Origin of the sequence: Nocardiopsis oceanisediminis (assembly GCF_048595525.1) — a bacterium.
Lineage (GTDB): Bacteria > Actinomycetota > Actinomycetes > Streptosporangiales > Streptosporangiaceae > Nocardiopsis_A > Nocardiopsis_A oceanisediminis.
The window spans coordinates 1,229,810-1,256,728 of sequence record NZ_JAFMZJ010000001.1 but is presented as its reverse complement, the minus strand read 5'-3'; the positions used below and the strand labels follow the sequence as shown (position 1 = coordinate 1,256,728).

The 26,919-nt window shown below is 75.4% G+C and carries 20 protein-coding genes; 5 read left to right on the top strand and 15 right to left on the bottom strand.

Translation table 11 applies throughout. The features are described 5' to 3' along the window. Positions 1 to 68 precede the first annotated feature (68 nt). Positions 69 to 1,256: a GAF domain-containing protein gene (locus J0910_RS05690; RefSeq protein ID WP_420157463.1), complete on the top strand. Its 1,188-nt coding sequence runs from the start codon at positions 69 to 71 to the stop codon at positions 1,254 to 1,256. A 198-nt stretch (positions 1,257 to 1,454) separates the two neighbouring features. On the opposite strand, the gene J0910_RS05685 is transcribed toward J0910_RS05690, so the two are convergent. The 3 genes from J0910_RS05685 to J0910_RS05675 all read right to left on the bottom strand — a co-directional run bounded on the left by J0910_RS05685 (position 1,455) and on the right by J0910_RS05675 (position 7,665). Next, positions 1,455 to 2,282, bottom strand: coding sequence for a hypothetical protein (locus tag J0910_RS05685; RefSeq protein ID WP_420157462.1), 828 nt, complete (start codon positions 2,280 to 2,282; stop codon positions 1,455 to 1,457). A 479-nt stretch (positions 2,283 to 2,761) separates the two neighbouring features. Further along, a complete protein-coding gene (locus tag J0910_RS05680; protein WP_420157461.1) occupies positions 2,762 to 3,400 on the bottom strand; it encodes a response regulator in 639 nt (212 codons plus the stop codon). A gap of 2 nt (positions 3,401 to 3,402) precedes the next feature. Continuing rightward, positions 3,403 to 7,665, bottom strand: coding sequence for a HAMP domain-containing protein (locus tag J0910_RS05675; protein WP_420157460.1), 4,263 nt, complete (start codon positions 7,663 to 7,665; stop codon positions 3,403 to 3,405). 369 nt (positions 7,666 to 8,034) lie between these two features. On the opposite strand from J0910_RS05675, the gene J0910_RS05670 reads away from it, so the two are divergent. Further along, on the top strand, positions 8,035 to 10,203 hold the full coding sequence (locus tag J0910_RS05670; protein WP_420161898.1) for a SpoIIE family protein phosphatase: 2,169 nt from the start codon (positions 8,035 to 8,037) through the stop codon (positions 10,201 to 10,203). A gap of 38 nt (positions 10,204 to 10,241) precedes the next feature. Here J0910_RS05670 and J0910_RS05665 read toward each other — a convergent pair whose 3' ends face one another. The 4 genes from J0910_RS05665 to J0910_RS05650 all read right to left on the bottom strand — a co-directional run bounded on the left by J0910_RS05665 (position 10,242) and on the right by J0910_RS05650 (position 12,712). After that, positions 10,242 to 10,559 carry a hypothetical protein gene (locus tag J0910_RS05665; RefSeq protein WP_420157459.1) on the bottom strand — a complete coding sequence of 106 codons (318 nt, stop codon included), beginning with the start codon at positions 10,557 to 10,559 and terminating at the stop codon, positions 10,242 to 10,244. Then, entirely contained in the window at positions 10,560 to 10,829 is a 270-nt protein-coding gene (locus J0910_RS05660; protein WP_420157458.1) for a BrnT family toxin, read from the bottom strand. A gap of 63 nt (positions 10,830 to 10,892) precedes the next feature. Beyond that, a complete protein-coding gene (locus J0910_RS05655; protein ID WP_420157457.1) occupies positions 10,893 to 11,498 on the bottom strand; it encodes a response regulator in 606 nt (201 codons plus the stop codon). Next, positions 11,495 to 12,712 carry a sensor histidine kinase gene (locus J0910_RS05650; protein ID WP_420157456.1) on the bottom strand — a complete coding sequence of 406 codons (1,218 nt, stop codon included), beginning with the start codon at positions 12,710 to 12,712 and terminating at the stop codon, positions 11,495 to 11,497. The genes J0910_RS05655 and J0910_RS05650 overlap by 4 nt, the downstream gene beginning before the upstream one ends. 237 nt (positions 12,713 to 12,949) lie before the next feature. On the opposite strand from J0910_RS05650, the gene J0910_RS05645 reads away from it, so the two are divergent. Next, a complete protein-coding gene (locus J0910_RS05645; RefSeq protein WP_420157455.1) occupies positions 12,950 to 13,729 on the top strand; it encodes an ABC transporter ATP-binding protein in 780 nt (259 codons plus the stop codon). After that, positions 13,726 to 14,475 (top strand): ABC transporter permease, encoded by a 750-nt coding sequence (locus J0910_RS05640; protein ID WP_420157454.1) that lies wholly within the window; start codon positions 13,726 to 13,728, stop codon positions 14,473 to 14,475. Before J0910_RS05645 ends, J0910_RS05640 begins: the two co-directional genes overlap by 4 nt. A gap of 18 nt (positions 14,476 to 14,493) precedes the next feature. Here J0910_RS05640 and J0910_RS05635 read toward each other — a convergent pair whose 3' ends face one another. From J0910_RS05635 to J0910_RS05610, 6 genes are all read right to left on the bottom strand, one after another. Continuing rightward, positions 14,494 to 15,099: a response regulator gene (locus J0910_RS05635; protein WP_420157453.1), complete on the bottom strand. Its 606-nt coding sequence runs from the start codon at positions 15,097 to 15,099 to the stop codon at positions 14,494 to 14,496. Continuing rightward, positions 15,096 to 16,457 carry a sensor histidine kinase gene (locus tag J0910_RS05630; protein WP_420157452.1) on the bottom strand — a complete coding sequence of 454 codons (1,362 nt, stop codon included), beginning with the start codon at positions 16,455 to 16,457 and terminating at the stop codon, positions 15,096 to 15,098. Before J0910_RS05630 ends, J0910_RS05635 begins: the two co-directional genes overlap by 4 nt. A gap of 50 nt (positions 16,458 to 16,507) precedes the next feature. After that, complete coding sequence (locus J0910_RS05625) at positions 16,508 to 17,791, bottom strand: sensor histidine kinase (protein WP_420157451.1); 1,284 nt, start codon at positions 17,789 to 17,791, stop codon at positions 16,508 to 16,510. Positions 17,792 to 17,923: 132 nt separating this feature from the next. Continuing rightward, positions 17,924 to 18,790 (bottom strand): ABC transporter permease, encoded by an 867-nt coding sequence (locus J0910_RS05620; protein WP_420157450.1) that lies wholly within the window; start codon positions 18,788 to 18,790, stop codon positions 17,924 to 17,926. A 56-nt stretch (positions 18,791 to 18,846) separates the two neighbouring features. Continuing rightward, positions 18,847 to 19,815, bottom strand: coding sequence for an ABC transporter ATP-binding protein (locus J0910_RS05615; RefSeq protein WP_420157449.1), 969 nt, complete (start codon positions 19,813 to 19,815; stop codon positions 18,847 to 18,849). 829 nt (positions 19,816 to 20,644) lie between these two features. Further along, positions 20,645 to 24,520, bottom strand: a complete 3,876-nt coding sequence (locus J0910_RS05610; RefSeq protein ID WP_420157448.1) for an AfsR/SARP family transcriptional regulator — start codon at positions 24,518 to 24,520, stop codon at positions 20,645 to 20,647. A gap of 188 nt (positions 24,521 to 24,708) precedes the next feature. On the opposite strand from J0910_RS05610, the gene J0910_RS05605 reads away from it, so the two are divergent. Next, positions 24,709 to 25,587: an NAD(P)-dependent oxidoreductase gene (locus J0910_RS05605; protein ID WP_420157447.1), complete on the top strand. Its 879-nt coding sequence runs from the start codon at positions 24,709 to 24,711 to the stop codon at positions 25,585 to 25,587. 111 nt (positions 25,588 to 25,698) lie between these two features. On the opposite strand, the gene J0910_RS05600 is transcribed toward J0910_RS05605, so the two are convergent. Both J0910_RS05600 and J0910_RS05595 read right to left on the bottom strand, forming a co-directional pair. After that, positions 25,699 to 25,902: a cold-shock protein gene (locus J0910_RS05600; RefSeq protein WP_420157446.1), complete on the bottom strand. Its 204-nt coding sequence runs from the start codon at positions 25,900 to 25,902 to the stop codon at positions 25,699 to 25,701. Between the two features lie 568 nt (positions 25,903 to 26,470). After that, complete coding sequence (locus tag J0910_RS05595) at positions 26,471 to 26,890, bottom strand: hypothetical protein (protein WP_420157445.1); 420 nt, start codon at positions 26,888 to 26,890, stop codon at positions 26,471 to 26,473. Between the last annotated feature and the right edge of the window lie 29 nt (positions 26,891 to 26,919).

Here is a 26,919-nt window from a genome sequence, read left to right as displayed (position 1 = left end):
CGGGGGATGAAGAGCGCCGGAGCACGCCGCCGCGGCCCCGCACGGCTAGATGTCTGGAGTCTGAGAGCGTGCCGGAGAACCTCGCCGATCTGCAGCGGGAGATCGCGGAGCTGAACGAGCGGGCCGAGGCCCTGCGCACCACGCTCGGCATGTACCCCGACGATGCCGCCGGCACCGCCGAGGCCGCGCTCGCCGAGCTCGGCTACGCCGGCGAGCTGCTGCGCGAGTGCGGCGAGCGGATCGCCGCCGAGGCGGGCGGCGGCGCCCCGCCGGCCGGGGGGCCGCGGGCGCCGGACGACGAGAAGGCGGTGCTGCGGGCGGTCTTCAACGAACTGACGGTGCCGGTACTGCTGCTCGACCACGAGGGCTACATCCGCCGGATCAACACGCTCGCCGCCGAGCGGCTGGGCAGCGCCCCCGGCTACCTGACCGGCAAGCCGTTCTCCAACTTCGTGGACCTGCGCCGCCGGGCGCCGATGCGGTCCTGGCTGGCCTCGGTGCTGCGCGGCGGCGACCCGGCGTCGTTCGAGTCCCGGCTCGCCCAGCGCGGCTGGGCCGAGGACGTGCACCTCACCCTGACCCGGCTGGACCTGCCGACCGAGGCCAACCCGCTGGTGCTGGCGGTCGTCTCGCCGCCGCTGGAGGGCGGCGGCGACGAGGGGCCGCCGCCGCTGGAGTCGGAGGTGGAGGACCAGGTGGTGGTGCTCGCCGCGCGCCGGCTCGACGTGCTCACCCGGATGACCCGGCTGCTGCTCGCCTCGGCCGGGCCGGGCGGGGTGGGCAGCCCGCTGGCGCTGGACGAGGCCGCGGCGCTGCTCGCCGACTCCTACGCGGACTGGGTGCTCATCGACGTCTGCGACCTGCCGGCCGATCCGCGCCGGGCCCGCCGCGCCGTCGTCGCCGTCCCGGAGGGCGACGGCCACCGCGGGCTCCTCGAAGGGCTCGACCCGATGGCCTCCGAGGTCCCCGGTGGGGTCCTGGAGAGCGGCAAGTCGGTCCTCAACCAGCTCATCGAGGACGAGACGGTGCTCGGCACCGACTCCGGCGCCCCGGTACTCAGCGCCCTGGGCGCCGGCTCGCTGCTGAGCGTCCCGCTGATCGGCAGCCGCGGCGTCCGCGGCGCCCTCACCCTGGTCCGGAGGAGCAACCGCGGCTCGTTCCGCCTGGCCGACCTGGGCCTGATCGAGGAGATCGGCGAGCACATCGGCCTGGCCCTGCCGCCGCACCCCACCGCCCCGCCCGCCGGCGGGGAGTGAGCCGGCGCCGGGGCCGCCCGGAGCGCGGCCGCCCCGTCGCCGGCCTGGATCGTTGATGGGAGAAGCCCGCCCCGGGCGATGGTCTCGGCGTTGCGGGGGCATCAGGGCGCCCTGGTGCCCCCGCAACGCCAAGACCATCGGGGGGAAGGGCGGGGGGCGGGGTGTTCTTCTGCGCCCATCGCCCTTCCCATCAGCGGTCTAGCGGTCCTGCCGCCCCGGCGGGAGGAAGCGCGGGGAGTTCGGCGGGGCGGTGCCGGGCCGCCCGGGAGGGGGCGCCGGCGCGGCCGGGCCGCCCTGGGGCGGCGGGCCCTGCGGCATCGGAGGCCGCTGCGGGGCCGGCGGCCCCGGAGGGGGTGTCGGCCCGGTCGGCGGCCCGGCCCGGTAGGGGCCGGCGGGCGGCGGAGCGGCACCGGGCGGAGCCTGTCCGGGCGGCGGCGGGAAGGGCCCGCCGGGGGCGGCGGGGGCCGGCCGGCGGCTCGCCGCCATCTCGAAGACCGCGAAGCCGACGACGGCCATCAGCAGCACCGCAGTGACCCAGAAGCCCGCCCGGGTCCCCGCCGAGACGGTCACTCCGTAGGAGGACTCCTCCGCACCGCCGGCCAGGGCGAGGGAGATGTTCACCAGGGACAGCAGCAGGCCGAGCCCGCTCGCCGACAGCACGCCCACCGCGCGGACGAACGGCTTGGCCGGGATCGACCCGGCGATGATCCCGGCGGTGATGGCCAGGGCGCTGAGCAGCATCAGCGGGCTGAACGTCTCGATCGGCTCGCCGGTCTCCGACTCCAGGTCCTCGGTCGTCAGCGCCGAGGCGTCGGTCTCCGTCCCCTCCGCGAAGACGCCGGTGCCGGTGATCGAGGGCTCACCTCCGACGGCCATGTCCCAGCCGCTCGCCTGCACCTCGAGCGACCCCATCGAGCTCTCGCAGGAGACGCCGACGAACGGCAGGAAGAAGCAGAGCAGCACGAACCCCAGCACCCCGGGGGATGCGAAGCGGCGGGGCGGGGAGTTCTGATCGCGAAGGTCCATGGGGGATGTCCGTTGTCCGTAGCCGTTGCAGAGCGCCGTGAGAATATCACCGAGGGCAGCACTCCCCCGCCGGGCCGCGCGCAGGCCGGAGGGCCTGTTCCGCGGGCCCGCCGCAGGTCACCGGCGGGGGCGCGGCGCCGGCCGGCCGCACCGCGGACGCCCGCCTGGCCGATTCCGGACATCGAACCTCTTTCCGGACAGCACCGCCCCGGCCGCCCGGTGCTGTCGATCGGTCGCCGCACCGGGGAAGCCGTTCCAGGCCCCGGCGGGGGTGCGGCGGCCCAGGCCCCTTCGGGCCGGGCGCCGGACAGGTCCTGGGCCCGGCCCGGACCGCCGGGGCCGACCCGGCCGAAGCCGGCGGCCCCTCTGCGGAAGCGGAAGTAGTCGCGCACCGGCCGGTCGGCGGCCTCGGCCGGGCGCCGGCCGGTGTCGACCATGCCCTCGAAGCGGGCGCGGGGCCGGCGCGCGGCGCGCCCGGGTCACTCCGGGCCGCGGATGGACTCCACCATGGTGGTCAGCCTGGCCACCGACTCGGCCAGGTCGCGCACGGCGTCGACGGTGCGCTGGTCGGTGTGGTGGTCGCCGGTGACGATCAGCTCGCGCAGCGGCTCCAGGCCCGCGTTGACCTCGCCGACCTGGCGGGCCAGGCGCGCGCTGAGCGGCTCGGCCTCCACCCCGGCATCCTCGACCAGCTGGCGCTGGAGCAGCCGGGCCTGGTCCTTGAGCCGCTGCTTGACCTGGAACAGCTCGACGAAGACCTCCACCTTCGAGCGGAGCACCCAGGGGTCGAAGGGCTTGGTGAGGTAGTCGATCGCGCGGGAGGCGTAGCCGCGGAAGACCTGGTGCCGGTCGATGCCGACCCCGGTCAGGAAGATGATCGGGACGTCCCGGGTCTTCTCCCGCTGCTTGATGTGGGTGGCGGTCTCGAAGCCGTCCATGCCCGGCATCATCACGTCCAGCAGGATGACCGCGAAGTCGTCCTCGAGCAGGGCTTTGAGCGCCTCCTCACCGGAGCCGGCCCGCACCAGGTTCTGGTCCAGGGAGGTGAGGATCGCCTCCAGGGCGGTCAGGTTCTCGTCGCGGTCGTCCACGAGGAGGATGTTGGCCTTCTGCGGCACGTCTACTGCTCCTGCTCATCGTCCGGGGCGTGCTGCCCGGATTCGGGGTCCAGCCATTTCTGAATGACGTTCAGCAGGTGGTCCAGGTCCACCGGCTTGGTCACGTAGTCCGAGGCGCCCGCCTCCAGGCTGCGCTCCCTGTCGCCCTGCATCGCCTTCGCGGTGAGCGAGATGATCGGCAGGCCGGCGTACTGGGGCATGTCCCGGATGGCCCGGGTGGTGGCGTCGCCGTCGAGCTCGGGCATCATGATGTCCATCAGCACCAGGGCGACGTCCTCGTTGGCCTCCAGCTTCTCGATGCCGGTGCGCCCGTTGTCCGCGTAGAGGACCCGCAGCCCGTTCGCCTCCAGGGCGCTGGTCAGCGCGAAGACGTTGCGCACGTCGTCGTCGACGATGAGCACCCGCTTGCCGCGCAGCACCTCGGCGCGGCGCGGGTCGGGCGCCGGTCCGTCCTCGGCCGACTCCTCCCCCTCGGCGGCGGGCTCGGGCTCGCGGAGCACCGGCACCGCCTCGGCCGCGGCCGGCTCCGCCTCCGGCTCGCCGTCGGTCTGCGGCAGCGGCTCGGCGAACGGGTCGGAGAGGTCGGAGAGGTCCATGCCGGCCAGCGGCTCGATGTCGGATCCGGCCTCCTCCAGGGCGGGCAGGGTGTCGACGGTCTCGTCCATCCGCTCCGCGGTGCCCTCCGGCACCCGGACCGGCAGCAGCAGCGTGAAGGTGCTGCCCTCGCCGACGGTGCTGTCCACCCGGATGTCGCCGCCGAGCAGGCGGGCGAAGTTGCGGCTGATGGACAGCCCCAGCCCGGTGCCGCCGAAGCGGCGCGCGGTCCCGCCGTCGCCCTGGTGGAACGCCTCGAAGATGACCTGGAGCTTGTCCTCGGAGATGCCGATCCCGGTGTCGGCCACCGAGAAGGCGATGACCTCCTCGTTCTCCCCGACCAGGTCGAGGTCGGCGTCGTCCAGGGCCCAGGCGGGCCGGATCAGCAGCCGGACCTCGCCGGAGGAGGTGAACTTGACCGCGTTGGACAGCAGGTTGCGCAGGATCTGCTGGAGCCGCTGCTCGTCGGTCCAGAGGAAGTTGGGGATGTCCGGGGAGACCTCGACCGAGAACGCCAGGCCCCGGTCGGTGGTCATCGGCCGGAAGGTCGCCTCCACGTAGTCCACCAGCTGGCCGATGGAGACGTCGGAGGCCTGCACCTCGACCCGGCCCGACTCCACCTTGGCCAGGTCCAGGATCTCGTCGATGAGCTCCAGCAGGTCGCTGCCGGCCTTGTGGATGGTCTGGGCGAACTCCACCTGCTTGGAGGTGAGGTTCTGCTCGGTGTTGTCGGCCAGCAGCCGGGCCAGGATGAGCAGACTGTTCAGCGGGGTGCGCAGCTCGTGCGACATGTTCGCGAGGAACTCGGACTTGTACTTGGAGGAGACCTGGAGCTGGTGCGCCCGGTCCTCCAGCGAGCGGCGGGCCCGCTCGATCTGCCGGTTCTGCAGCTCGATCGCCCGGTTCTGGCTGGCCAGCTGGCCCGCCTTGCTGTGCAGCTCGGCGTTCTTCCGGCGCAGCTCCTCCTGCTGGCGCTGGAGCTCGTTGGAGCGCTCCTGCAGCGCCGTGGTCAGCTGCCGCGACTGCACCAGCAGGTACTCCGTCTTGGAGTTGGCCAGCACCGTGTTGATCGTGGTGCCCAGCAGGTTGACCAGCTGGCGGAGGAAGTTCAGGTGCACCTCGCGGAAGTCGCCGAAGGAGCCGAACTCCACCACGCCCAGCACCCGGCCCTCGGAGACGATCGGCAGCACCGCCAGGGTGAGCGGCGGCGCCGAGCCCAGCCCCGACTCCACGGTGACGTAGGCGGCGGGCACGTTGCGGACCAGCTGCTCGCGCTTCTGCGCGATGGCCTCGCCGGCCAGGCCCACCCCGGAGCGGACCCGGTTGCGCCCCTCGCCGGGCTGGAACCCGAAGCCGGCGTAGAACAGGAAGGTGTTCTGCTCCTCGGAGTCCTCCGGCAGGTAGCAGGCGCCGTGCTGGGCGTCGACCAGCGGGGTCACCTCGGTCATGATGAGCCGGGCCAGCTCGTTCAGGTCGCGGTGGCCCTGGATGCGCGCGGAGATGCGGGCGATGTTGGACTTGAGCCAGTCGTCGTCGCGCTGCGCGGCGGTGGTCTCGCGGAGGTTGGCCACCATGACGTTGATGTTGTCGCGCAGCTCCAGCATCTCGCCGCGGACGTCGGTGTGGATCTGCTGGGTGAGGTCGCCCCGGGTGACCGCCGCGGCCACCTCGCCGATCGCGCGGACCTGGGTGGTGAGGTTGCCGGCCAGCTCGTTCACGCTGTCGGTGAGCTGCTTCCAGGTGCCGGAGACGCCGTCGACCTTGGCCTGCCCGCCCAGGCGCCCCTCGTAGCCCACCTCGTGGGCGACCAGGGTGACCTGCTCGGCGAACGCGGACAGCTGGTCCACCATGGTGTTGACCGTGTCCTTGAGCTGGAGCATCTCGCCCTGCACGTCCACGGTGATCTTCTTGGTCAGGTCGCCCTTGGCGACCGCGGTGGTGACCTGGGAGATGTTGCGCACCTGGGTGGTCAGGTTCTGCGACATCGAGTTGACGTTGTCGGTGAGGTCCTTCCAGATGCCGGAGACGCCCTTGACCTCGGCCCGGCCGCCCAGCTTGCCCTCGGTGCCCACTTCCCGGGCCACCCGGGTGACCTCGTCGGCGAACGCCGAGAGCTGGTCCACCATGGTGTTCACGGTGCCCTTGAGCTCCAGGATCTCGCCCTTGGCGTTGACGGTGACCTTCCTGGTCAGGTCGCCGGCGGCCACCGCCCGGGTCACTTCGGAGATCTGCCGCACCTGGTGGGTCAGGTTGTTGGCCATCGAGTTGACGTTGTCCGTCAGGTCCTTCCAGACCCCGGAGACGCCGCGGACGTGCGCCTGGCCGCCCAGCGTCCCCTCGGTGCCCACCTCGCGCGCCACCCGCGTCACCTCGTCGGCGAACGCCGACAGCTGGTCCACCATCGTGTTGACGGTGTCCTTCAGCTGCAGCATCTCGCCCTGGGCGTCGACGGTGATCTTCTTGCTCAGGTCGCCGGCGGCCACCGCGGTGGTCACCTGGGAGATGTTGCGCACCTGGTAGGTGAGGCTGTTGGCCATGGAGTTGACGTTGTCGGTGAGGTCCTTCCAGATCCCCGACACGCCCTTCACGTTGGCGCGGCCGCCCAGCTTGCCCTCCGAGCCGACCTCGCGGGCCACCCGGGTCACCTCGTCCGCGAACGAGTCGAGCTGGTCGACCATGGTGTTCACGGTGTCCTTGAGCTGGAGCATCTCGCCCTGCACGTCGACCTTGACCTTGCGGGTCAGGTCGCCGCGCGCGACCGCCGTGGTGACCTGGGAGATGTCCCGCACCTGGGTGGTCAGGTTGTCGGCCATCGAGTTGACGTTGTTGGTCAGGTCCTTCCAGATGCCGGAGACGCCCTTGACGTTGGCCCGGCCGCCCAGCTTGCCCTCGGTGCCGACCTCGCGGGCGACCCGCGTCACCTCGTCGGCGAACGTGGACAGCTGGTCCACCATCGTGTTGACCGTGTCCTTGAGCTGCAGCATCTCGCCCTGCACGTCCACGGTGACCTTGCGGCTCAGGTCGCCCCGGGAGACGGCGACGGTGACCGTGGAGATATCGCGGACCTGCGCGGTCAGCCGGGAGGCCATCTGGTTGACCGCCTCGGTGACGTCCAGCCAGGCGCCGGAGACCCCTTCGACCTTGGCCGAGCCGCCCAGCTTGCCCTCGGTGCCCACCTCGCGGGCGACCCGGGTGACCTCCTTGGTGAAGCCGTTCATCTGGTCGGCCATCCGGTTCACCGACGCGGCCAGCCGGCGCAGGTCGCCCTGGAGCTCGCCGTGCCTGCCGGACAGGTCCACCCGCTGCGACAGGTCGCCGCCGGCGACCGCGTCCAGGATCCGGGCGACCGAGGTGACGGGTTCGCTGACCTCGTCGAGGAGGTGGTTGAGGGCGCGCACGCTCTTGCCCCAGGCGCCGCGGGCCGGGCTGACCGAGACCCGCTCGGTCAGCCGCCCCTCCGTGCGGACGACGTCGCCGACCCGCTGCAGCTCGCTGCTGAGCTGCTCGCAGTGGTCCAGCACCTGGTTGAAGACGGTGGCGACCTCGCCGGCCTTGCCGTCCGCCCGCTCGTCCAGGCGCACGCTGAAATCGCCGTCGCGCATGCTGTAGAGGGCGCCGAGAAGCGCATCCAGCTGCGCTTCGGTGGCCGGCGCCCGGGTGGCCTCGGGCATGGATCCCCTCCTTGGGCTGTCCCCATCGCGCGGCCGCGCCCGCCCCAGGCCCCGGGGGGAGCACCGGAGACCCGTGGCTCGGGGGGTCTCACGGGCCGCGGTGTTTCACGTTATTCGGCCGGGCTGCTCAATACACGGTCGTTCTGCCATCATGACTGCGTTGTCTCCTACTGTGCCCATGTGAGGACCGTTCCGACACCGCGGGTCGGTCAGTAGGCGGATGGGGGTAGGGATGGAGCGGGCGGATACCCTCGGCTGGTGTGCCCGACCGGGTTTCCGGCGCCGGGCATCCGGGCCGCCCGAGCCGTCCGCCACCGAAGAGTCCGCCACCGAAGGAAACCGTACGGCTTCACGATGCCACATGATGCGATGAAGGTCGCCAGCAGGGAGTTCCCTCCCGTTCCGGAGTCCGCCGCCGAGGCGCGCGCGTTCGTCCGGGAGACCCTCGACCAGTGGGCGGTGGGGCGCTCAGCCGACGACGTGGTGCTGCTCGTCAGCGAGCTGGCGACCAACGCGGTGATCCACGCCGAGAGCCCGCTGGAGGTCACGGTCCGCCGCTACCAGGGCCAGGTCGAGGTGGTCGTGGCCGACCGGGTCCCGGAGCGGGCCCTGCCCCAGGCCGGCCCGCTGGCGGTGGACACCTCGCCCTCCACCGAGAACGCCCGCAGCGGCGGGCTGGGCCTGGCGCTGGCCGCGGCGATCGCCGCCTCGTGGGGCGTCGCCTACAGCAAGGAGGACAAGGCCGTCTGGTTCCGGGTGCCGGACGACGAGGAGGCCGCGGAGCGGCCGCTGGCGCCGCCGGCCCCGGTGCGCCCGCAGCGCCGCCGCGCGCCCCGGCCGGGCCCCTGGGCCGCGCTGGACGCGGCGCTCACCGCCCGGCTGGCCCTGCCCGACCTGCTGGACCGCACCGTGGAGTACGCGCGCGCCGCGCTCGGCGGCGACGCCGCCTACATCGCGCTGGCCACCACCGACGAGACCGAGTGGGAGGTGCGCGCCGGGGCCGGGCTGTCCGAGCGGAACTGGCGCCCGTTCCGCAGCCGCACCGAGGAGACGTTCCCCTCGGCCGCCCCGGCGCCCGGCTCGGTGATCAACGACGACCTGATGATCGCCCGCGCGCACCGCGGCCGGCTCTCCGACGCGGGGATGCGCTCCCTGGTCACCGCTCCGCTGATCGTGGAGGGCAGGATCACCGGGCTGATCGGGGTGGCCTCGCGGCGCACCCGGCACTTCGGCGACACGGCGGCGCGCCGGCTGCAGGAGGGCGCGGACCGGATGGCGCTGCCGGTGGAGCGCGCCCGGCTGGCCGAGGTGGAGCTGTCCCGGCGGGCGTCGCTGAGCTTCCTCGCCGAGGCCAGCGACCTGCTCACCGGGACGCTGGACGAGCCGCTGACCGCGGCCCTCGCGGCCCAGCTGACCACCTCCCGGCTGGGCGACTGGTGCGCCGTGCACATCATCAGCGACCTGGGCGTCACCCGGCTGGCGCACGCGGTGCACGCCAACGAGAACTACAACGACGTGCTGCACACGCTGCTGTCCACGCTCCCGCCGCCCGAGCAGCGGAGCCCGCGGCCGCTGTGGTCCCGCGAGCTGGTGGCGGCCGCCGGGCTGACCGACGAGCTCACCCTGGAGCTGGCGGAGAGCCCGGCGATCAGCGTCCCGCTGGTGGCGCACGGCCGCGCCCTGGGCCGGATGACGCTGGGCCGCCAGGCCGGCCACGAGTTCACCCGGGAGGACGTCGACGTCGCCAACGACCTGGCCGGCCGGGTCTCCTCGGCGATGGAGAACGCCCGGCTGTACGCCGGGCAGACCGAGATGAGCGAGGCGCTCCAGCGCAGCCTGCTGCCGGCCAAGGAGAAGGAGCCGAGCATCCCGGGGGTGGACCACGCGGTCTTCTACCGCCCGGCGGACGAGCGGACCGTGGTCGGCGGCGACTTCTACGACGTGTTCGCCACCGACGGCCGGTGGTGCTTCGCCATCGGCGACGTCTGCGGCACCGGCCCGGAGGCCGCGGCCGTCACCGGCCTGGCCCGGCACACCCTGCGCGCCCTGGCCCGGGAGGGCTTCTCCCCGGCGCACATCATGGACCGGCTCAACCTGGCCATCCTGGACGAGAACACCTCGACCCGGTTCCTCACCATGCTCTACGGCGAGATGACCCCGCTCGGCGACCCCGGCGAGGGCATGCGCATCCGGCTGGTCTCCGCGGGCCACCCGCTGCCGATCAAGCTCACCCGCAAGGGCAAGGTCGTCCCGGTCGGCACCTCCCAGCCGCTGCTCGGCGCCTTCGAGGACGTCGACTTCTTCACCGAGACGGTGGAGATCGACTCCGGCGACGTGCTGCTCGCCGTCACCGACGGCGTCACCGAGCGCCGCAACGAGAGCGCCATGCTCGGCGACGAGGGCCTGATGGAGATGTTCTCCTCCTGCTCCGGGCTGACCGCCCAGGCCGTCATCGGCCGCCTCGACCGCGAACTGGAGGAGTTCGCCCCGGGCGGGCACACCGACGACACGGCGATGCTGGTGCTGCGCTTCCTCTGAGGTGCGGACCGCCCCTCAGAGGAGCGGCGCGCGTTCGCTCACGCCGTGCGGCGCTCGGCGTGCTCCGCCACGAAGGCGAGCAGTGCCGAGGTGGGCACCGCCGTTCCGCCGAGCTCCATGCCGGCCACCGCGCGCTCCTCCACCCATTCCCGCATGAGCCGCGTGGGCTTGACGCCGCGCTCCGCGGCCTGGTCGCGCACCGCGTCCATGACCGGCTTGGGCAGCCGCAGCGACGTCACGACCATGGGCTCGGCGGCCGCCGAGTCGTCTCGTTCGGCCCGCTCGATCGCGGCCGACTGGTCCTCGGTCTCGAACCGCTCGGCGAGGCGGTCCAGTTCTTCCCTGTCCTTCGCCATTCACTTCGCCTTCTTCCGATAGGTCTTCCGCTCCGCCGGGGTCATGTCCCGCGCGGTCACCACGAACACTTCGCCCCGGCCCCGGTCCGCGACGAGCACCGCCAGGTAGCGGCCCTCCCCCGTCCGGCCGAACACCGCCCGGGTCGAATCCCTCCGCCACTCGACCCAGCGCGGTGGATGGAAGAGGACGTCCTCCACCTCTTGCGGCATCACCCCGTGCCGGCCGATGTGCTCTTCGGATGCATCGCTCCACTGAACCGCCCTGAACATGGCCCAGAACGTATTACAAAAAGCATACGCATGGTTCCGGTTTCCCGGAAGAGGACACGGCGCTCACAGCCAGCCCATCTCCCGGGCCTTGCGGATGGCGCCCAGGCGGTTGGCGGCGCCGGTCTTGGCGATGGCGGCGGAGAGGTGGTTGCGCACGGTGCCGCGGGCCAGGTGCAGGGTGCGGGCGATGTCGGTGACGGTGCCGCCGTCGGCGGCGGCGCGCAGGGTGTCGGCCTCGCGCGGGGTGAGCGGGTTGTCCCCGGCCATCATGGCGGTGGCGGCCAGGTCGGAGTCGATGCTCAGGCCGCCGGCGTGCACCTTGCGGACGGCGTCGGCCAGCTCCTCGACCGGGGCGTCCTTGGCGATGAAGCCGCGGGCCCCGGCGTCCAGGGCGCGGCGCAGGTAGCCGGGGCGGCCGAAGCTGGTCAGCACCAGCAGCCCGCAGCCCGGGGCGGCGCGCAGGGTTTCGGCGATGGCCTCCAGGCCGGTGGCGCCGGGCATCTCGATGTCCACCACGGCGATGTCCGCGCCGTGCTCGGCCACCGCCGCGGCGACCTCGTCGCCCCGTCCCACCTGGGCGACGACCTCCAGGTCGCCTTCGAGGCCGAGCAGGGCGGCGACCGCCCCGCGCACCAGGTGCTCGTCGTCGGCGAGCACGATCCGGATCATGCGGCGGTCCCTTCCCGTTCGTCGATCCCGGGCGCCGACGGCGCCCGCCCCGGTTCCGCGGCCGGCAGTACGGCGCGGACCCGGTAGCCGCCGGCCCCGTCGGGCCCGGCGGTCAGCGTGCCGCCGACCGCGGCGGCGCGCTCCCTCATCCCGGCCAGGCCGCTCCCTTCGGCGCACGCCCCGCCCTTCCGGCCGGGCACGCCGTCGTTGGCGACCTCGATCTCCACCGCCCCGGGGAGGCGGCGGACCGCCGCGGAGAAGCGGCGGGGCCGGGCGTGCCGGATGGCGTTGGTCCCCGCCTCCCGGACCAGCCAGGCGGCCACCCCGCCCAGCCCGGCCGGCACGCCCTCGTCCACCCGCAGGTCGCAGCGGGCGCCGACGGCGGACAGCACGTCGCCGACGCTGCGCACCTCGGCCTCCAGGTCGGCCTCCCTGTACCCGGCGACCGCGGCGCGCACCTCGCCCAGGGCGTCCCGGGCGGCCTGCTGCACGCCGCGCATCTCCGCGGAGGCCGCCTCCGGGTCGCGCCCGGCCAGCCGGGCGGCGAGCTGGCTGCGCACCGCGATCCCGGACAGGCTGTGCCCGAGCAGGTCGTGGATGTCCCGGGCGATCCGCGCCCGCTCCTCGCTCGCGGCGAACCGGGCCCGCAGCTCGCGCCCGGCGACCGCCTCGCCGATCAGGTCCAGCAGCCAGAGCAGGCAGAGGTCGGCGTAGTAGACGAACAGCCCGGTGAAGACCGGGTAGAGGATCATGAACAGCGCGATCCCCAGCGCGAACGGCCATTCGGGGCCGGCCAGCGCGGCCGGGCCGAACAGCACCGGGAGGAGCAGGGCGGCGGCGGGGACGCGCCGCCGCGGTTCGGCCAGGGCGCACCCGGCCCACCAGACGCCGGCGATCATCATCGTCCACATCTGCACCCCGGCGGTGCCGGCCATCGCGGCCAGCAGCGCGTAGGAGATCCAGAAGAGCAGGGGGCCGCTCGGCCGGAGGCCGACCCGGTCGGCGGCCATCAGCAGCAGGCACCCGGTGAGCGGCAGGGCGAGCAGGGCCGCCGCGACCAGCCGCGCCCGCCCGACACCCGAGATGTCGGACATGTCCGTCACACCGTTCAGGGCGAGCAGCACGACCAGGCCCGAGGTCCCGCCGGTGTACAGCCCCAGCACGATCCTCCTGGCCTGGCGGAGCCCCCGCTCGTCCAGCGTCGGTCCGCGCACGTCCCCCCTCTCCCGGCCCGCCCCGGCGGCGGCGCCCCGCCCCATCCTCGCCGAGGCCGGGCGGCCCGGGGAACCCGCACCCGTCATCGGAATCCCCTGCGAAACGCACCGCCGCCGGCATGACAAACGGACCAGTGAATTCCCATTCCCGGATCGCTATGTTCGAGGCACCGCCGGATCTCCTCTCGAAGCCGGCGCGGATCCGTTTTCCCTTTCCCATCTCCCCTGGAGGACGGCGTGCCCGATGCCGAAGAAGTGATATCCGCCCGCGAACTGAGAAAGGAGTTCCGCGGAACGCCCGCCGTCGACGGCGTCTCGTTCTCCGTCCGCCGGGGCCGGATCACCGGATTCCTCGGCCCCAATGGCGCGGGGAAATCGACGACGCTGCGCATGCTGTTCGGCCTGACCCGGCCGACCTCGGGGCGGGCCGAGGTGTTCGGGCGGAGCTACGCCGACCTGCCCTCCCCGGCCCGCGCGGTGGGCGCCGTCCTGGACGAGCGGGCCTTCCCGCCCGGCCGGACCGGCCGGAACCACCTGCGCTGCTACGCCGGACCGGCGGGGGCCGGCCCGGAGCGGATCGCGGAGGTCCTGGAGCTGGTCGGGCTGGCCGGCGCGGCGGACCGGCCCACCCGGGGCTACTCGCTGGGCATGCGGCAGCGGCTCTCCCTGGCCACCGCCCTGCTCGGCGAGCCGGACCTGCTGGTCCTCGACGAGCCCGCCAACGGGCTGGACCCGGACGGCATCCGGTGGCTCCGCGAGTTCCTCCGCGACTTCGCGGACGGCGGCGGCACCGTGCTGGTCTCCAGCCACCTGCTGGCCGAGATGGAGCGGACCGTGGACGACGTGGTGCTGCTGGACCGGGGCCGGGTGGTGCACGCCGGCCCGCTCGGCGCCCTGCTCCGCGCGCCCGCCGCCGTCCCCGCCGGGGGCGGCCCGGAGCCGCGGACCCTGGAGTCGGCCTTCCTGGAGCTGACCCGGACCGACGACCCCCGATCCGCCCGAGGAGGCCGGCCGTGACCGTCCAGATCCGCTCCGAGCTGCTGAAGCTCACCACCGCGAAGAGCACCTGGCTGCTCCTGGCCGGCCTGGTCGCGGTCAGCGCGCTGCTGGTCGGCGCCCTGGCGCAGCTCTGGCTGAGCCTCGGATCCGTACCGGAATCGGCCGCCGACGCGGTGGTGCTCTACAAGGCCCCGCTCGCGCTGGGCTACCTGTTCCCGCTGGTCATCGGGATCGTCCTGGTCACCCACGAGTACCGGTCCGGCAGCATCGCCCAGACGCTGCTCGCCGAACCCCGGCGGCACACCGTCTACCTGGCGAAACTCGCCGTGGGCAGCGGCGCGGCGGCGGTCTGCTCGCTGGCCGCCGTCGGGGCGGGCACCGCGGCGGTCGCCGCCGTGCTGGCCGCGAACGGGGCCGCGACCCGGCTGGGCTCCCCCGAGGTGACCGCGGCCCTGCTGGGCCTGGCCGCCGCCCTGCTGCTCTGGGGGCCGATCGGGGTGGGCACGGGCGCCGCCCTGCGCAGCACGGCGGCCGCCGTCGCCGCGGCCTTCATCGTCACCATGCTCCTCGAGTACCTGGCGTTCCCGCTGCTCGGCATGGCCGGCCGCGCCGACCTGATGCTCTACCTGCCCAGCGCCGCGAGCGACGCCGCCGCCGGGGGCGCCGGGGGCGGGCACCAGCTCCTCGGCCTGCTGGTGCTGGCCGGCCACGCGGCCGCCCTCACCGCCGCGGGCGGCTGGCGCTTCGCCCGCCACCAGGGCTGAGGGCGGCCGGTGCCCGGGTCACAGCCAGCCCATCTCCTGGGCCGTCCGGATGGCGCCCAGCCGGTTGCCGGCCCCGGTCTTGGTGATCGAGGAGGAGAGGTAGTTGCGCACCGTTCCCTCGGTGAGGTGGATGCGGCGGGCGATCTCGGAGACCGAGAGGCCGTCGGCGGCGGCCTTGAGCACCTCCGCCTCGCGCGGGGTCAGCGGGTTGTCCCCGGTGGTCATGGCGGCCGCGGCGAGCTCGGTGTCGATGTAGCGGCCGCCCGCGTGCACCTTGCGGATGGCGCCGGCCAGCTCGTCCACCGGGGCGTCCTTGGCGAGGAAGCCGCGGGCCCCGGCGTCCAGCGCCCGGCGCAGGTAGCCGGGGCGGCCGAAGCTGGTCAGCACCAGCACCCCGCAGCCGGGGGCGCCCTCCTTCAGCCGGGCGGCGACCTCCAGGCCGGTGGCTCCGGGCATCTCGATGTCGAGGACGGCGATGTCCGCGCCGTGCCCGGCCACCGCCGCCTCCACCTCGTCGCCCCGGCCGACCTCGGCGACGACCTCGAGGTCCTCTTCGAGGCCGAGCAGGGCGGCGATGGCCCCCCTGACGAGGTGCTCGTCGTCGGCCAGCACGATGCGGATCACGTGTTCGCTCCTTGTGGTTCTTCCGGTTCGGTGGGGAAGCCCCGGCGTGCGGGCAGCACGGCGCGGAGCAGGAAGCCGTCGGTGCCGCTGGGCGCGGCCGAGAGGGTGCCGCCGGCCGCGGCGACCCGCTCGGCCAGGCCGGTGATGCCGTTGCCGGGGGCGGCGCCCGCGGCCCCGGCCGCCCCGTCGTTGTACACCTCCGCGACGACCGCGCCGCCGTCGCGGCGGAGCGCGATCCGGCACCGGGCCGCGGTGCTGTGCCGGATGACGTTGGTGCCCGCCTCCCGGATCAGCCAGGCCACCAGGTCGCGCAGGTCCTCCGGGACGTCGTCGGGGGATCCGGAGACCTCGCACTCGGCGCCGGAGGCGCGGAGCACCCCGCTCACCCCGGCCAGCTCCCCGGCCAGGTCGATGCTGCGGTACCCGCTGACCGCCGCGCGCACCTCGCGGAGCGCCTCCCGGGCCGCCTCCCGCACCCCGGCCATCTCCGCCTCGGCCCGCTCCGGCGCGCGCCGCACCAGGCGCCCGGCCAGCTCGCTCTTGACCGCGATCCCGGACAGGCTGTGCCCGAGCAGGTCGTGCATGTCCCGGGCGAACCGCAGCCGCTCCTCGCTCACCGCCAGCCGGGCGCGGGCCTCCCGGCCGGCGATGGCCTCCCGGGCGATCTCCAGCAGCTGCAGCATGCCCAGGTCGATCAGGCGGAGGATGGCGCAGATCAGCACGGCGAACCCGCCGATGACCGCGAACTGGACCGGGTCGAACCGGTCGAGCAGCAGCGCGTGCACCACCGGCAGCGCCACCAGCAGCGGCGTGGTGAGCAGCACGTGCCGCCGGGGCGGGACCACCGAGACCGCGGCCCACCAGGTTCCCAGGGCGATCGCGGTGTTCAGGTTGGGGCCGAGCAGGAAGAGCAGGGCGAGCGCCAGCGCGTTGCCGGACCAGACCAGGGTCGCGCGGTACCGCGCGGAGCCGGCGACCCGGATCCGCAGCAGCAGCGCCGCGACGGCGGCCAGCGCCACCGCGAGCAGAACAGCGGCGAGCAGGACCGCGAACAGGCCCGGGATCTCCCGCATGGTCCCGTCCAGGTAGAGCGTCCAGGCCAGGGCGGCGGTCCACAGCGGGATCTGCAGCACCATCACGGCGAGCGCGCCGTAGGCGCTGCGGCGGGCCGAGGCGAGCCCGCGGTCGGTCAGCGCGCCGGCCGGGCCCGGAGGCGCCTCGGACGCCGTGCCGCCCGCAGGCTCCGCGGCGCCGCCGCCGGCCTCCGCCGAAGCGGTGCGGTCCGTGGCCTTCCCCGGGGCGGTGCCGGCGCCTCCCGGGGAGGCGGCCGGCTCCGGGCCGGCGGGTTCGGTGCCCATGCTCTCCTCCGTCCGGCCGGGCGCGGTTCCGGGCCGCGGGCCGGTCCTCATCACGCTCCCTCTCGGGTCTCTTCCCGCTCCGCCGCCGGCCCGTCCGGCGCGGCGGCGGGGCCGGGCGCCCCCGGGGCGATCCGCTCCCGGTCGCCGCCGGAGGCCACCGGCAGCACGGCGCGGAGCAGGAAGCCGTCGGCGCCGCTGCGGCTGGCGGAGAGCGAGCCGCCGGCCGCGGCGACCCGCTCGGCCAGCCCGGTGACGCCGTTGCCGCGGCTCGGCTCCGGCCCGGCCGCGACGCCGTCGTTGTACACCTCGACGGTGACGGTGCGCTCGCCCCGGCGGAGCGCGATGTCGCAGCGCTTGGCGGCGCTGTGCCGGACCACGTTGGTGCCCGCCTCGCGCACCACCCACGCGGCCAGGGTGCGCAGCTCGGCCGGGACGTCCCCGGCCCGGCCGGAGACCTCGCAGCGCGCGCCGGCCGCCACCAGAACCCCGCGCACGTTCCCCAGCTCCTCGGCCAGGTCGATCCGCCGGTAGCCGCTGACCGCCATCCGCACCTCGCGCAGCGCCTCCCGGGCCGACCCCTGCACCTGCCGCATCTCCTCGGCGGCCCGCGCCGGGTCGCGCTCGGCCAGCCGGGCGGCCAGCTCGCTCTTGACCGCGATCCCGGACAGGCTGTGCCCGAGCAGGTCGTGCATGTCCCGGGCGAACCGCAGCCGCTCCTCGCTCACCGCCAGCCGGGTCTGCGCCTCCCGGCCGGCCAGGGCGTCCTTGGCCAGGTCCCACAGCCACATGCAGCTGACGTTGCCGAACAGCACCACCAGGCCCCACACCACGCTCATCGTGAAGACCAGCAGCACCTCGAACCACGGCGGATCCGGGACGAACGCGGCGACGGCCCAGGGCAGGACCAGCAGGACCAGCGTCCCGGCGGCCGTCCACCGCCGCTTGCCGGTGATGGCGGCGACCGACCACCACACCGCGGCGATCAGCATGGTCCAGCCGAACACCCCGATGAACAGGATGATCAGCACGGTGAGCGCGAACGCCGACCAGTACGGCCCGGGGCGCTCCCGCCTGCCGTGGTGCACCCGGTCGACGAGCATCCAGGAGAGCAGCACCGACAGCACCACGGAGAGCACGACGCCCGCGGCGCCCAGCCAGAGCGCCACCCCGCCGGAGGCGTCCATGATGGTGAGGACCAGCGTCACCGCGTAGACGGGGATCTGCAGGCTGACGAAGAGCAGCATGCCGATCACCGTCCACCTGGCCACCCGCAGCCGGCGGTCGAAGTGGTCTCTGCCGCCGGCCGGCTCCGCGGCCCCGCGCACGCTCGTCATGCCCCCGATCCTTCCCTGTCCGCTCCCCGGACGCCAATGCGCGGGGGCCGGCCCGTCCCGCCGGTCCCCGCGGACGCCGCCGGGGAGCGCCCGGCTCCCCGGCGGAGCCGGGCGCTCCCCGGCGGAGCCGGTTCACCCGCCCTGGCGCGGGTCCCACCGGAAGAACCGGAGGAGGTAGACGGCGATCCCGGTCCAGGCCGCCATGACCGCCAGCGCGGGCAGCGACGCCGCCCACAGGCCGAGCCCGGCGACCGCCTCGGCCTGCGCCGGGCCGGAGAACAGGTCCTGGCCGAAGTAGGCGCTGCGGGCCAGGTCGACGGCGGGGAGGAAGGGCAGCAGCGACAGCCCGGTGCGCACCCCGTCCGGCAGGAAGTCGACCGGGAACATCGCGCCGCTGAGCAGGAGCATCCCCAGGAACGGCACCATGGAGATCATCTGCGCGCTCTCCGCGTTGCGCGCCAGGTTGGTGAAGACCGCGCCGAACAGGCACATCTGCACGCTGCACAGGGCGAGCCCGAGGACCAGCAGCAGCGGGTCGGCGGGGGTCTCGCCGAACCGGCCGATCAGCACCGCGGCGACCACCGCGCACAGCACCGCGGCCACCGCGGAGACCGCCAGCGTCGTCGCGCCGAACAGGGCGGTCGGCGGCACCCCGGCCACCCGGTACCGCTTGAGCAGCATGCTCTCCCGGCGGGCCGCGTACACGTTGGGCATGTGCATGATGCCCAGGGTCATCGGGGTCAGGACGAACACCGCCGCGGTGTAGAACGCGCCCGTGTCGATCCCGGCCTGGTTGTCCTGGCCGCCCAGGGTCAGCGCGGGGAACAGCAGGAACAGCGGGACGACGGCGATGTAGGCGGCCATCCGGTAGCGGTAGAACAGCAGCAGCTCGACCCGGGCCATCCGGAGCAGCTGCCGCCGGACCGGAACGGGGCGGCGGGTCGCGCCGGGGCGCCCGGGGGCGCGCTCTCCGGTGGAGGTCGGGGCACCGAGGGTCATGTCTGCGTCTCTCCTCATCGCGGGGGCGGGGGCGGGGCGGTACGGGGTTGCGGCGGTCAGTCGGCGACCAGGTCGCGGGCGCCGTCGGCGATGCCGAGGAAGACGTCCTCCAGCGACGCCGGGCGCATCTCCAGCCGGGCCAGGCCGGTGCCGCGGGCCCTGGCCCAGTCGGTCAGCGCCTCGGCGGCGCGGTGCGCGCGCAGCTCGGTGTCGGCGCCGCGCACGGTGTAGACCGCCCAGGCCCGCTCGCCGCGGAGCTCCACCTCGGCGGCGGCGCCGGGCAGGTCGGGCAGGTCGTCCGAGCGGACCCCGTCGGGCAGCAGGAACGCGATCCGGTCGCCCCGCTCGGCGACGACCTCGTGCAGGGTCCCGGCGGCCCGCACCTCCCCCCGGTGCATGATGGCCAGCCGGTCGGCGAGCCGCTCGGCCTCCTCCAGGTAGTGCGTGGTGAGCAGCACCGCGGTGCCGGCGCGCACCGTCGCGGCGATGATCTCCCAGGTGGAGCGGCGCGCCTCCGGGTCCATCCCGGTGGTGGGCTCGTCCAGGAAGAGCACCTCGGGGCGGGAGAGCAGCGCGGTGCCGAGGTCGAGGCGGCGCTTCTGCCCGCCGGACAGCTGCCGGACCGGGACCCCGGCCTTGTCGGTGAGGCCGACCAGCTCCAGGACCTCGTCCGGCTCCATCGGGTCGGCGCTGAGGTCGCCGGCGAGGCCGACGGTCTCGGCGACGGTGAGCTCCGGGAAGTGCCCGGAGTGCTGGAGCACCGCGTCCACCCGCTCGCGCAGCTCCGCGGGCTGGCCGTAGGGGTCGGTGCCGAACACCCGCACCCGCCCGCCGGTGGGCCTGCGGAACCCCTCCAGGGTCTCGATGGTCGTCGTCTTCCCGGCCCCGTTGGTGCCGAGCAGCGCGAACAGCTCCCCCGGCGCGACCTCGAAGGAGATCCCCCGGACCGCCTCGAAGTCGCCGTAGGCCTGCCGCAGGTCCCGGACACTGATCGCGGCCTCGCCGCTGCGCTCTCCCGTGCTCATGCCCCCTACTCTCCCGCCGGCGCCCCCGCCCGAGGTAGAGCACGGTGTCACCGTCCGGCCGTGACTCCTGCCGCCCCCGGCCCATGACACTTGTCATCTCCCGGCGGCCCCGCCCCCGTACCGGAGAAGACACCGCACCGACCGCACCGGCCGGTCCCCCGCCGAAGGGGGCGCGCCGATGAGCGGGCGGGAGGCGTACCGGAACATCGGGACCGCCCTCGCGGACCGGCCGGGGGCGAACCGGAGCGGCACGGCATCGGGCCCGGTGTCCGTCGACGACGTGGTCGCGCTCCGTCTCGGCCAGGAGACCCCGGGGCGGCCCGGCGCCTTCGCGCACCGCCTCGGCGAGGCCGGCGTCGACGTCCTCGTGCAGTACAGCGACCACGGCCACCGGCTCATCCTGGTCGTGCGCCCGGAGCAGTACGGCGAATGCCGCCGGCGCGGCCCGCCGGGACACCGGACCCGGAGCACGGAGGCCCTGAGGCGCCCGGCTCCCCTCCGCTCCGGAAGGACCGGCCCCGGTGGGGCCAGGCGGGGACCGGGGACGGGCCCGCCGGATGCATCGGCCGGCACATCCGCAACACGGTGGAGGCCGACAGGTCGGCCGCCCGTTCCCCTCCGTCCTGTTCTCCGGATGGCGGGGCCGCTCCTCGGGGTCCCGGCCGGAGGCCGCCCTGTCCGTCCGGCGATGAGGCAGAGCCGTGCCACGAGGGGACCGGCCGAATGCGGGCGGGATGCGAGCGGCGCCCCGACGTCCGTTGAGGTCGTTGCCGGAAGGAAGGCGGTGGGCGTCCCCGCACCACCCCGAGCGCAGGCGACGGCAGAGGGGCTACGGCCGGCGCTCCTCCTCGGCCGGTCCCCCGTCCCGGCCCTCGCGGAAGGCGGCGGTGAACCCGGCGCCGCCGAGGGCGGTGCGGATCCGGGCCCCGATCCGGTCCGTGTCGAAGCGCTCCGCGGCGGGGAGCGGAGCGCCGGCCGAGGAGCGCAGGGCGGCGGCGCGGCCGAGCAGGCGGGCCGCGCGGACCGGGCGGCCGGCCAGCGAGTGCGCCCCGGCCAGGCCCTCCAGGGCCAGGGCGACCGCGCGCGGGTCGCCGGTGGAGCGCGCCGCGTCGAGCCCGTCCGTGTGCAGGTCCAGCGCGCCGCCGGCGTCGCCGCGCTGCTCCGCGATGAAGCCGAGTTCGGCCGCGATGAACGCCAGCCCGATCCGGCCGTCGTCCTCGCGGTTCCGGTCCAGGGATCCGAGCACGTGCCGCTCGGCCTCGTCCAGGCGGCCGGCCCGGCGGGCGATCAGCCCCAGTCCGGTCTCGGCGAACTGGCGGCCGGGCTCGTCGGAGTGGTCGGCGGCCACCTCCAGGGCCCGCTCGTGCAGCTCGGCGGCGCGCTCCAGGTCGCCTTCGAGCAGCGCGAGCCGCCCCAGGCCGGAGAGCTTGAGCGACACCTGGCCCCACAGCTCCAGCCCCTCGGCGATCTCCAGGCCGTCCCGGTGCACCCGCACGGCCCCGGCGTAGTCACCGGTGATCTCCGCGACCTGGCCGAGCACGTCGGAGGCCTGCAGGACGCCCCAGCGGTCGCCGAGCGCGCCGAACAGCTCCGCCGCGCGGGTCGCGGCGGTCCGCGCCGCCGCCAGGTCGGCCCGGATCAGCGCGTCCAGGGCCAGGACCGAGGAGGCGGCGGCGGTCCCCCACCGGTCGCCCCGGCGCTCGCAGCCGGCCAGCAGCTCCCGGGTCCGCCGCTCCCCCTCGGCCAGGTCGCCCAGGCCCCACCCGGCGAAGGCGAGGAAGCACTCCACCCGCGCCCGCCGCACCGGGTCGGCCACGCCTTCGGCCCGCCATCGCTCCGCACGCCGGGGCTCCGAGCCCCCCGTTCCGGCTGCGGCAGAGTCCCCCGCCGCCCGAAGCGGTTCCGCCGGCGGCTCCGCCTCCTCCGGCGCAGGGCCCGCGCCCCCGGGTGCGGAGCGGTCGGCCGCCGCGCCTTCCCCGCCCGGCCCTCCTTCCGCACGGCCCTCGAAGGCCGCCGGCCCCGGGCCCTCCGGCCGAGGCCTCTCCCGGTGGCCGGGCGTGCCGGTCGGCGAGAGGAGCACGGGGCCGTCCTGCGCCGCCCGGAGCGGTTCCGCCTCCTCCGGGAAGGGGGCCGTGCCGCGGTCGGCCGCCGCGGCCTCGCCGGGAGAGGGCGGCGCGGTGCCGCTCCGCGGCTCCGGGCGCTCCTCCTCGGTCCGGCCGCCCAGGGTGTACAGGCCGGCCAGCCAGGCGCGGGCCTCGGTCCGGGCGGAGGCGGAGCCGCCGGGGACGCGGAGCGCCGCGGTGAGGTGCCGGGCCGCTTCGGTGCTGCGGCCGCGCAGGTGGCAGGGCCAGGCGGCGGCGTTGGCCAGGCGCAGCGCCAGCTCGGCGTCGGCGGCGCCGACCGCGTGGTCGAGGGCGGCCCGCAGGTCGGGGGCGGCCGCTTCGGCCCGCTCCAGCCAGGCGCACTGCTCCCGGCCCCGGACGCCGTCCTCCGCGCGTCCGGCGAGGTCGGCGTGGTAAAGGGCGTGCCGGCGGCGCACCTCCTCCGCCTCCCCCGCCTCGGCGAGCCGGTCCCGCGCGTAGGCCGCCACCGACTCCAGCAGCCGGTAGCGGGTGCCGGCCGGGGTGCGCGCGGGCACCGCCAGGGACCGGTCGACCAGCAGTGCCAGCAGGTCGAGGACGTCGGCCGGGTCGACACCGCCGCCGGAGCAGACCTCCTCGGCCGCCTCCAGGGTGCAGCCGTCCGGGTGCACCGAGAGGCGGCGGAGCACGGCGCGCTCCGGCCCGGTGAGCAGGTCCCAGCTCCAGCCGATGGCGGCGCGCAGCGTGCGCTGCCGCTCCGGGGCGGCGCGGGACCCCGAGGTCAGCAGCCGGAACCGGTCGTCGAGCCGGTCGGCGATCTCGCCCGGGGCCATCGCGCGGACCCGGGTCGCCGCCAGTTCCAGGGCCAGCGGGATGCCGTCCAGCCGGCGGCAGATCCGGGCGACCGGCCCGGCGTCGGCGGCGGTCAGCGTGTAGCCGGGGGCGGCGGCGGACGCCCGCGCCTCGAAGAACCGGACCGCGGCGGCCTGCCGGAGCACGCCGAGGTCGCGGTCGGCTCCGGCGGCCGGGAGCCCGAGCGGGGCCACCGGGCGCACCCGCTCCCCGGAGACCCGGAGGGGTTCCCGGCCGGTCGCCAGGATGCGCAGTTCCGGTGCGGCCGCCAGCAGCCGGACCGCCAGGCCGGCGACGGCGTCCACCAGGTGCTCGCAGTTGTCCAGTACGAGCAGGGCGCGGCGGTGCGCCAGCGCCTCGGCGATCGGGGCGGCCGGGTCGGCGCCGGTGTCGCGCAGCCCGAGCACGGCGGCGGTCCGCTCGGCCGGGTCGCCGCCGGGGGCGACCGGGGCGAGCTCGACCAGGTGCACGCCGCCGGGGAAGTCCGCCGCCGACTCGGAGGCGGCCTCGACCGCCAGCCGCGTCTTTCCGACCCCGCCGGGGCCGGTGAGGGTGACCAGCCGCTCGGTGGCCAGCAGCGCCCGGACCCGGGCGACCTCCCCGGTCCGCCCGATGAGCGGACCGATCGGCGCGGGCGGCCCGCCCCTCGGCGGAACCGGTTCCGCGGCGGCGGAGGCGCCGCCCGGGGCGGAGTCCGCGGGTCGGTCGCCCGGCGCGTTCGCGGGGCCGCCGCCCTGCTCCGAAACCGGCGGGGCCGGAAGGGGGCCCGGCCCGGTGCCGGCCGCCGCGGACGGCGGGGCGCCGCCGGGGGCGCGGGCCTCCGCCTCCGCCCCGGCGGGGCCGGCCGTGCCCCCGGGCGGTCCCGGCGAGGGCGCTGCCTGGCCTTCTCCGCCGCTCGGGCCGGTTCCCGGGGCGGCTCCGGGGGCGGTGGCCGGTGCGTCCGGTCCGCCCGGGGCCGCCGGGCGGGGGCGATCGGGCGGCCGGGGCGGCGGGGCCAGGGACGGGGACTGCTCCAGGACGGCCTGGTGCAGGGCGGCCAGCTCGGGGCCGGGGTCGAGGCCGAGGTCGTCGGCGAGGCGGGTGCGCAGGTCCTCGTAGGAGGCGAGGGCCTCGGTCTGGCGGCCGGAGCGGTACAGGGCGCGGATGTGCGCGGCGCGCAGCCGCTCCCGGAAGGGGTGCAGGCGGACCGGGTCGGCGAGGTCCGCGGCGAGGTCGGCGTGGTCGCCGAGTGCGAGCCGGGCCTCGGCCTGCTCCTCCAGCGCGATGACCCGGCGCTCCTCCAGCCGCGCGGCGGCCGCCGGGGCGAAGGGCTCGTCGGCGAAGTCCGCCAGCGCGGGCCCGCGCCACAGCGCGAGGGCGTCGGCGAGCAGTGCGGCCCGCCGCCCGGGGTCCTCCGCCGCGCGGGCCTGTCCGGTCAGGGCGGTGAACCGGTCGGCGTCCAGGCTGTCCGGGGCGGTGTCGAGCAGGTAGCCGGGCGGGCTGCGGCGGACCAGGGCGCGGCCGCCGGGGGCGCCGCGCTCCAGTGCGCGGCCGCCGGGGGCGCCGCGCTCCAGTGCGCGGCGCAGGTCGGAGACCCGGGCCTGGAGGACCCCGGCGGGGTCGGCCGGCGGGGAGGCGCCCCAGACGTCCTCGACCAGCCGGTCCGCGGAGACCGTGCGGCCGCGGTCGAGCAGGAGGACGGCGAGCAGCGTCCGGACCCTGGCCCCGGGGACGGGCACCGGGGCGCCGTCGCCGTCGCGGACCTCCAGCGGCCCCAGGATTCCGAACCTCACCCGCCAAAGGTAGCCCGCCCCGGCCCCTCCGGGCGCCGCCCTCCCCGCGCCCCGGTTCCGGGGGCCCCGGGGCGGGCCCCGGCGGGGCCGGTGGCGGACCGGTGGCGGATGCGTAGGGAAGGCGTAGCGCTCTCCGCGACGGTGGGGGTGAACACGGCGAGGACACCGGAACGGAGACGAGGATTCCGATGAGCGACGGAAGCGCGAAGCAGGCGGTCACCCTGATCGGGCTCGGGCCGATGGGCCGGGCGATGGGGAAGGCGCTGCTGGCGGCGGGGCACCCGGTGACGGTGTGGGGGCGGACCCGGTCCCGGGCCGACGGGCTGGTGCGGGAGGGGGCGGTGTTCGCCGCCTCCGCGGCCGAGGCAGTGGCCGCCTCGGAGGCGGTGCTGCTCAGCCTCACCGACTACCAGGCCATGTACGACGTGCTGAAGGACGTCCCCTCGCTGGAGGGGAAGGCCGTGGTGAACCTGAGCTCGGGCACCCCGGCGGAGGCGCGCGAGGGCGCGGCGTGGGCGGCCGGGCGCGGCGGCCGGTTCCTGAGCGGGGGCGTCATGTCGCCGCCCCCGGGGATCGGGTCGGCGGAGGTGTCCACCTTCTACAGCGGCGACGAGGAGGTCGCCGACCGGCTCCGGGGCGTGCTGGAGGTGCTCACCGCGGTCGACTACCGGGGCGCGGACCCCGGCCTGTCCCAGGCCTACTACCAGGTCCAGCTCGGGCTGTTCTGGACCACCATGACCGGGTTCCTGCACGCGCTGGCGCTGTCCGAGGCCGAGGGCATCCCGGTGGAGACGATCACGCCCTACCTGATCGGCGCCAACGACATGGCCGCCTTCTTCGAGGGCACCGCCCGGCAGGTGCGGGAGGGCGACTTCGCCGGCGACGAGGACCGGATGGCGATGGGCGCCGCCAGCATCGAGCACGTGGTGCACACCTCCCGCGACGCCGGGGTCGACGCCGACCTGCCCGCCGCGGTCTCGGCGATCTTCCGGCGCGGGCTCGGCGCGGGGCTGCAGGACGAGAGCTTCGCCGCGCTGATCACCCTGATGCGGCCGGCCCGGGGCTGACCGGGCGCACGGCCCGCCCGGGAACGGAAAAGGCGCCGCCCCCGCCTCGCGAAGAGGCGGGGGCGGCGCACATCACCGCCGGTCAGGCCCCTGTGCGGGGCCCGATCGGTCTCAGATGCCGCGGACGTCCTCGGCCTGCGGGCCCTTCGGGCCCTGGGTGATGTTGAACTCGACGCGCTGGTTCTCGTCGAGGTTGCGGAACCCGCTGCCCGCGATGTTGCTGTAGTGCACGAAGACGTCGGGGCCGCCCTCGTCCTGGGAGATGAAGCCGAAGCCCTTCTCGCCGTTGAACCACTTCACGGTTCCCTGAGCCATATCTGTCTCCTGACAGGTCGATGGGTGATGGACCCGACTTCCGGGCCCAGATCGCACTTCGAGACGTGGCGCGCCCCACCGTTCCCGGCAGAAGCAAGGCGCCCGCGACGACTCCCGCGAGCGTCAACACATGGTATGAAACGCAAGGTCAAACACATACACAGAAATTCACGACCGTCCTGTACAACGCCTCTCGCGACGACGTATTCCCAACGCTCCCAAGAAAACCCCCGCCTCTCAAGAGGCTCATCGGGGCGGCGGCGCCGGGCGGGGGCCGGGACCGGCCCGCCCGCGGCCCGCCGGAGCGGCCGCATCGCCGTGACCGCAGGGGTTTCCGCCCTGATCAGGCCGCCGGGGAAAGACTCCGGGCGGCCGATGCACACCCACCGGTATGCGGCGTGGATCACGTTCCGCGGCCCGCTCCGGCCACGCAGAAAAATCCCCTTTTCAGCCCACAGGGCCCCCATAACGGACGTTTCCTCCGGGCATTGCGGACAGGCGGGAGGGCCGCTCCGGGCCTGTCCGGACGGCCCGGCGGCGCCCCGGGCACGGGCGGGCGGCGCCGCGGCTACCAGCCGGTGGGCACCCGGCCCGATCCGGCGCACTGCGGGCAGGCCGCGCCGCCGGGGGCGCGGCCGCCTCCGCCGCAGTCCACGCACATGCCCTCCCGGCCGCTCCAGGCGTCCATCGCGGAGTGGAACCGGTCCAGGGCGGTGAGCGCCGCGTCCAGCAGGTCGTCGGGGATGCCGGGGGTGTGCGCGAGCCGGTAGGCCTGCTCGCCGATCACGCACAGGCCGCCGGCGTCGCAGCTCACCTCGACCTCCCCGGTGGGGCCGACCCGGGCCGCCGCCATCGCCTGCTGCGCCGAGGCGTGGAACGGATCGGCCGCGGCGGCGCTGATCGCCCCCGTCCCGGTCAGCCAGGACGCGAATCCCTCCGGCAGGGTCAGCGTCATCGCCGACGCGGTGCGGTCGCGTTCCGTGGACATCACCGTGAGCCCCTCCCCCGAGCGGTGCC